Source organism: Streptomyces sp. HSW2009, assembly GCF_040240285.1.
Lineage (GTDB): Bacteria > Actinomycetota > Actinomycetes > Streptomycetales > Streptomycetaceae > Streptomyces.
This window is the reverse complement of sequence record NZ_JBEHZD010000615.1, coordinates 1-4,186: the sequence shown is the minus strand read 5'-3', so window position 1 is coordinate 4,186 and position 4,186 is coordinate 1. Positions and strand designations below refer to the sequence as shown.

The window sequence follows — 4,186 nt, the reverse complement described above, 5'->3', positions numbered from 1 at the left end:
TTTTTAAACCCGACCGCCCCCGGCGCGTGGGCGGGCGCGGCGCTGCGGGAGCCGCGGGGCGGGCGGGGCGCGGGCCGCGGCGGCCGGGGCCGGGCGCACCGGGAGCCCGGCGGCGTCGCCGAAGGCGCCTACCTGGCCTGCGCCCAGGCCCTGGTGGACGCCGAGGAGGCGCTGCTGGAACTCCAGACGCTGCCCGGACTGCTCGCCCCCTCCCGCCGGCAGGCGTTCGAGGACGAGATCGACCGCGCCCACCAGGCGCTGGTGGAGTACCGCGACCTGGTCGCCACGGCGCTGCGCAGCGGCAGCACCACCGGTTCCGCGCCGGCCGCCGCCGAGGCCGCCACCCGGCTCGCCGCACTCGGCCTGCGGGTGCCGTCGGCGGACGGCGTGGGGGAGCGGATCGGCGAGGGGCTGCGCGAGTTCGCCGGCAAGCTCCTCGCCCAGAAGCTGGCGCTGCGGGCGGTGGCCCAACGCTTCGTCGGCCTCGCCGGCCGGGTGGAGCCGGTGCCGGGCAGCGCCCTGCTGCCCGGCCTCGCCGAGCACGCACCCGAGCGGGTCGCCCGCCGCGCGCAACAGGGCGCCCCGGTGCCGGCCCCGGCGCTCGGCACCGCAGCCGCCGGCGCGGCCGGCCTGCTGGGCGCGCTGTGGTCGGGCCCGCTGCTCGCCGCAGCCGCCGCGGTGCCGCTGGTCTTCATCGGCATCGTGCTGCTCGGCGCCGCCCGGCTGTGGGGCCCGGGCCACCCGGACCGGTGGGCGGTCGGCCCCCGGGTCGCGGTCTGCCTGGGCGCCGGCGCCGGCCTCGCCGCCTGCCAACTCGCCGCCCCACCCCTGTGGTTGGGGGTCGCCGGGCTCGTCGTCGGTGTCGTACTGGCCGTGGAGACCGCGCGCCGGCTGTGGTACGCGGCGACCGACGCCTGGGCCGAGGCGTACGGCATCGCCGCCCTGCGGCAGGTCCTCGACGGGCTCGACGGGCTGCTGGCCGAGGCGGTGCGCGAGCACTGGGCCGCCGACGAGCGGCTGTACTGCGCCGATGCGGCCCGCTCGGTCGCCGGCATGCTGCGGGCGACGGCGGCTGCGGCCGACGCGGAGGCGGCGAGCGAGGTGCCCGCGCCGTCGGCCGGCGGGCCCACCTCGCCCGACGCGCTCGCCGGCGACGACTGGCTCAACAGCACCTCCACGCTGGAGACCGGCGCGCTACCGACCGACGCGGGCGACGACGACTGGGCCACCGCCTACTCCTGGGAGGGCGGCGGCAGTTGGGAGGAGGCGAGCACCTGGGAGGAGGCGAACGCCGGCGAGGTGGCCGCCGACCCGGTCCCGCCGCAGCCGGCCGAGTTCCCCGCCGAGCCGTGGACCGCCGCCAACACCCCGCGCTGGCTGGAGCGGGAGACCGGCGAGGGCGGCCCCGAACAGGTCGCGACCCTGGCCGACGACCTCACCGACGCCGCCCTTGAGGCGATGCGCCCGTACTGGGGCGCCGTCGAGCGCGGGCAGGCCGGCGCGCTGGCCGTACAGCGCACCGAGGACCGGGTGCGGGAACTCCTGGCCACCGCACGCCGGCACCTCCAGCGGGCCGGCGTGCTCGCCCCGCCCCCGTTCGCCGACCGCCAGCGCACCCGCGCCACCTGCACCAACCTGCTGGGCACCGACCCGCACCGGGTGGCCGAACTGGTCGGCGCCGAGGCCGAACGGCACATCGTCGTGCAGTTGTCGTCGCCCGAACAGGCCACGCTGCTCAGCCGCGACCCGGGCGCCGCGGTGTGGATCAGATTCGCCCCCGAAGCGGTGCGCGGCGACGTCGAGCGGTCCTGGCGGGCCACCGGCACCGACCAGGCGGACGACGCCCTGTGGACCGCAACCGGCCGGTACGCCGGGCTGATCAGACTGACCCCGCTGCGGAGGGGCGTGGTCGACACCGTACGGCCGCGGCACAACTCCGAAAGCGACCGGGTCGACGCGTACGAACGAAGGGACGGCGACCGCTGGTGACCAGCACCTCACAGCCGCACCGGGCGTCGGAGACCGGGGCGCACCGGGCGATGCTGGCCTTCAGCACGCCGGCCGGGCAGCGGCACACCGCCCCCATCAGGTTCGGCCCCACCACCCGGCGCGACCCGGCGCTGCCGCAGTTGGTCCGCAACGGGCTGCTGGGCGACGAGGGCCAGCCGATCGTGCAGGTCAGACTGGCTCGTACGGACGCGGCCAACCCGGCGGCCCGCGCCCTGCTCGACACCGAGGTCGGCACGGCCCTGCACCTGCTCCGCACCGTGGAGGACAGCGAGTACGCGCAGCTCTTCCCGCGCATCGTCGGCCACGAACTCGACACCGTCGAGCCGTACCTGCTGTACGCGGCGCCGCGCGGCACGCCCGCGCTGCGCACCCACGTCATCTCCGCCACCGACCAGCGGGTGCTCGCCCGCGATCTGCTGCTCGCGCTGCCCCAGCTGGACGGGGAGCAGACGGTGCTGCGCGGCATCTCGCCGGCGAGCGTGCTGTGGGACGGCACCGCCGCCCAACTGTGGGGCCTGGAGTCGGCGGCCCGCACCGGCCGGCCCCGCACTCGCTGGGGCCGGGCCCCCTACGCCTCGCCCGAACAGCGCCGCGCCGAGGGCGAAGCGGACTCCCGGGATGCCCTGTGGAGCGTGGCCCAGGTGCTCTACCAACTGGTCACCGGCCGGGCCGGGCCGGCCGACCGGGCACCTGCCGACCTCGGCGAACACCGGGTGCTGGCCGGGACGCTGCGCGAGGCGTTCGCGCCGCGCGCCGCCGACCGGCCGACCCCGACCGAACTCCTGGACCTGCTCGCGCCCGGCAGCCCGGGCCGCATCGCGCTGCCCACGCCCGGCGCGGACGGCGCCCCGCACGCACGGGCCTTCACCCACGCCCTGCGCCTCAAACAGCAGGCCCCGGGCCGACCCCGCAGGCCGGGCGCCGAGCACCCGGACGAGGGGCTGCTGTGCCCGTACTGCCTGGAGTCCATCCGGCTCGACCTGGGCGCCCTGTACGCGGCCGACGACCGGATGCAGTACCAGAAGCTCGACATCTCCGGCATCGGCAACCCGGTCCGGCTGAAGGACGTGATGCGCGCCGCCGTCCAGAAGTGCGCCGCCGACCCGGACTTCCCCGAGCACTACATCCCGGTGCCCTACCTCACCCACGGCCGGCCGCTGACCATCGCCATGGTCGGCCAGTCCTCCACCGGCAAGACCCATCTGCTGACCCAGATGATCGCCGAGATCACCGACGGCGGCCTGGAACCCTTCGGCCTCTCCTGGCAGTCCGTCAACCCCGAACAACACGCCCGCTTCGTCCGCGAATGGGTCCAGCCGCTCCGCAACGGCCAGGTACTCGGCCACACCGGCGGCCTCGGCCTGACCGGCTTCGCCTCGCTGATCGAGGCGCTGTTGATCACCGACGCGCAGGGCCGCACCAGGCCGGTGGCCTTCTTCGACCTCGGCGGCGAGGACCTGGTGCGCACCGATGCGGTGCTGCGCTTCCTGCTCGGCGTGGACGGCGTGATCTTCGTCGTCGACCCGGCGCTCGCGCTGCCGCTGCCGCACCTGGACCACGCCAGGGAACGCTGGGGCCTGGCCGTCAACCGGGACGGCGACCTGGCGTTCAGCACCGTCCTCGACCGGCTGCCGAAGAACGGCCCCTACCTGGACGTGGCCGGCGCCCTGGTGCTCGCCAAGGCCGACCTGTTGCGCTTCCAGCCGCCGGTCAGCCGCTGGTTCACCGAGGCGCCCGGCGGGGCGCTCGACCCGACGCGGGCGTACGAGGAGAGCCGGGACGTGTACGGGCTGCTGCGCCAGCACGCCGGGCAGGCGTGGCTGCGGCCCTTCGACGCGCTGCGCCGCTGCACGCTGCACGTCGCGTCGGCCACCGGCGGCCAGGAGGACCACGGCCGCTACCCGGCCGGCGCGGCGCCCCGCCGGGTCATCGAACCGCTGGTGTCGCTGCTCGCCATGCACGGGCTCATCGAGTCGCCGGTGACCGCGGACGCCGCAGCCCTCGGCTGGTCGCCCGAGCCGGCGCCGGAGCCGGCGCCCTGGCGCCCCGGCGGGTACGCCGCGGGCGGCGCCGGGGCCGGGGCCCCGGCCCGGGGGCGGGGGGGGGGGGGGGGGGGGGGGGGGGGGGGGCGGGGGGGCGGGGCCGCCCCCGGCCCGCGGGGGGGGGGGCGGGGGCC

General features: G+C 77.4%; 2 protein-coding genes. Both read left to right on the top strand.

Features of this window, described 5'->3' with window-relative positions:
• Positions 1-1,989 (top strand): hypothetical protein (locus AAHZ94_RS29525; RefSeq protein WP_349996745.1); only part of this gene is annotated, 1,989 nt, incomplete at its 5' end.
• Positions 1,986-4,186, top strand: a 2,201-nt coding sequence (locus AAHZ94_RS29520) for a hypothetical protein (protein ID WP_349996744.1), incomplete at its 3' end; no start/stop codon positions are given. The genes AAHZ94_RS29525 and AAHZ94_RS29520, both read left to right, overlap by 4 nt.